Origin of the sequence: Clostridium sp., assembly GCF_032552055.1 — a bacterium.
GTDB lineage: Bacteria > Bacillota > Clostridia > Clostridiales > Clostridiaceae > Clostridium.
This window is the reverse complement of record NZ_JAWGSV010000418.1, coordinates 1-1,397: the sequence shown is the minus strand read 5'-3', so window position 1 is coordinate 1,397 and position 1,397 is coordinate 1. Positions and strand designations below refer to the sequence as shown.

1 protein-coding gene is annotated in these 1,397 nt (G+C 28.5%); it reads left to right on the top strand.

Annotation, left to right across the window (positions count from 1 at the left end):
* Nucleotides 1–260 precede the first annotated feature (260 nt).
* On the top strand, nucleotides 261–1,352 hold the full coding sequence (locus tag E6248_RS16045) for an ATPase (protein WP_316341768.1): 1,092 nt from the start codon (nucleotides 261–263) through the stop codon (nucleotides 1,350–1,352).
* Nucleotides 1,353–1,397: the final 45 nt, after the last annotated feature.

The window sequence follows — 1,397 nt, the reverse complement described above, 5'->3', positions numbered from 1 at the left end:
TGCATAAACCCGAATGTAAATCTATGTAAATAACCACTTGCAAAACCTTATATTCTCTTTATACATATACATTACTCATTAAATCTCCTTATAATATTGTCGAAACTTTATACATTATTATCTTATTAATATTTTATTCAATTTTATGCATTATTATAAAAAACAATTAATCATTTTATCATTCCCCATAATTTTTAGTTCCAAAATTTGTTAACATACATATATTGCTATTAGAAATTTATTTAAAGCAATATTTAGGAGTGATATTTTTGACACAAAAAAAAGAAAGACATCTATTCCTAGGTGGAAATACTTATAGGGGCTTTCATTCCTTTTACAATTACATTATTAATAAAGAGACTGCTAATAGAGTTTTATGTTTAAAAGGAGGTCCTGGTGCTGGCAAGTCTCATTTAATGAAAAAGGTTGGAGCTCACTTTTTAGATAAAGGTTACTCTGTAGAATATCATCATTGTTCTTCTGACAGTAATTCTTTAGATGGAGTAGTAGTTCCTGACCTTAAAATAGCACTATTAGATGGTACATCACCTCATATGATTGATCCTATTTATCCTGGTGCTGTAGATGAAATTATAAATCTGGGGATTGCCTTAAATAATGATGCTCTTTCTTTAAATAAAAAATATTTAATTAATATCTATAAGGAAATAAGTACTAACTTCCAGAGAGCTTATAAATTCCTTGCAGCTGCAAAGCCTATTCATGAAGATTGGAGTAAGCTAAATTCTAAAGCCTTAGATTACAGTAAATTTATTACTATATGTGAAAGTCTTAAAGAAGAAGTTTTTATTAAGCAAAAATCTGGGTTCGGTGATGAAAGACATCTATTTGCATCGGCATTTACACCCAATGGCATTATCACCTTTGCAGAAGACTTAGTTTCTGAATATACTAATACCTTTATCTTAAAAGGAGGTCCTGGCTTTAGCAAAAGTAAAATCCTAAAAGAATTAGGAAGTCTTGCTCAGAAGAAGGGCTACTTCGTTGAATACCTACATGACCCTTTTAATCCAGATAGAATAGAGCATATTTTAATACCTGAAATATCTACTTCAATTGTTACAGAAAATGAAATTAGCAAGAGTTCATTTAAAGGAAAGACTTATAATATAGAAGATTTCTGCAATTCATCTATACTCTTAAGTAATAAATTTGAAGTTGAATATGATAAGAATCATTTTGAGGAGTTAATTAATAAGGCACTCTTCTTAATATCAGAAGCCCACAGAATACATGATGACTTAGAAAGTCATTATATAAAGACATTAGATTTCACTATATTAGATAGTGTTTATAATGACGTAATTGAAAAACTAGAAAAATATATATAAAAAATAAACTCAGCTGATGTAAGAACAAATCTAAGTTCTTACAAC